Origin of the sequence: Mesorhizobium sp. M7A.F.Ca.CA.002.05.1.1, from assembly GCF_003998335.1 — a bacterium.
GTDB lineage: Bacteria > Pseudomonadota > Alphaproteobacteria > Rhizobiales > Rhizobiaceae > Mesorhizobium.
Genome location: NZ_RZQI01001319.1, coordinates 1 through 1,125 on the forward strand (window position 1 = coordinate 1; position 1,125 = coordinate 1,125).

General features: G+C 60.0%; 2 protein-coding genes. Both read left to right on the forward strand.

The features are described from left to right. Positions 1 to 347: MarR family winged helix-turn-helix transcriptional regulator (locus EN939_RS35215; RefSeq protein WP_127271944.1), on the forward strand; the 347-nt coding region annotated here is incomplete at its 5' end. Positions 348 to 520: 173 nt separating this feature from the next. Next, positions 521 to 931: a hypothetical protein gene (locus tag EN939_RS35220; RefSeq protein WP_236383325.1), complete on the forward strand. Its 411-nt coding sequence runs from the start codon at positions 521 to 523 to the stop codon at positions 929 to 931. Positions 932 to 1,125: the final 194 nt, after the last annotated feature.

Here is a 1,125-nt window from a genome sequence, read left to right on the forward strand (position 1 = left end):
CCATCCAGGCGCTGCTGCTGTTCAATATCGGCAATTCCGAGCTGACCGCCGGCGAACTGCGCTCGCGTGGCTACTATCTCGGCTCGAACGTCTCCTACAATCTGAAGAAGCTGGTCGATCTCGGCTTCATCAATCACCAGCGCTCGCGCATCGACCGCCGTTCGGTCCGTGTCTCGCTGACGCCGAAGGGCAACGAGGTGGCGGAGGTCGTTGCCGGCCTCTACGAGCGTCATGTTGGCTCGATCGAGCAGGTCGGCGGCATCAACACCGACGAGTTCAAGCAGATGAACCGTGCTTTGCAGCGGCTCGACCGCTTCTGGAACGACACCATCGCCTACCGGATGTAAGGCGCCGCATCGGATCCGGCCCGCGCCACAGAAACGCGGCCGAAATATCGACCTTCAGTCAGGGCCGGTGCCGAGAGGCATCGGCCTTTTTCTAGCGACTGACGGCGACTTGAGTTCATCTGTTTGTCGGCTGACCGCAACCCCGTGGGCCACGCTTTGCTTTCGCTTCCACAATGCCTAATGTCGCCGCACAAGGGGGCATGATGGGTCGAAGCAGGCGTTTCAAGATCTGTTTTGTCGCGGCGGCGCTACTGCTTGCGTCAGAAACGGCTTTCGCCGAGGAATGGTGGAAGGATGCCTTCGCCATGGAAGGCAGCAGCCCGTGCGACGGCAATGACTCCAGAGTGACGTTCACCGATAAGTCGGTGGAAATGTGGGAAGTCGGCTGCACAATCGACAAAGTCCAGAAGATCAAAGGCCTGGACGCCGTCATTTTGGACCTGACTTGCTCGGACGATACCGACAGTGTGGAAAAGAGGCGGGCGCTGCTGCTCAAACTCGATGACAGCAAGATATTGCGTTACCCTGAGAACCAAGTGCTGCAACGATGTTCCGAGTTGGAGGCTCCGGGTTCGAAGCCTTGAGCCAGGGTCGTTCGCGGCTGGCTGCCGGTCCTGCCGCGCGGCAGTCGACCCCATGTCGGCGACGGCTCCGACCCGATACCCAAAAGCATCGGTCCGTCCTTTTCGGAATGCCGGTCAGTCGGATTCGGGCGCTAGGCCACGTTGCCGCCATATTCCAGTGGAACCGAGAGTGGCAGTGATGCTGGTGTGAAGAC

Excerpts from the sequence above, each read along its gene's own strand:
- EN939_RS35220 (WP_236383325.1), top strand. The coding sequence starts at position 521 with ATGCCTAATGTCGCCGCACAAGGGGGCATGATGGGTCGAAGCAGGCGT.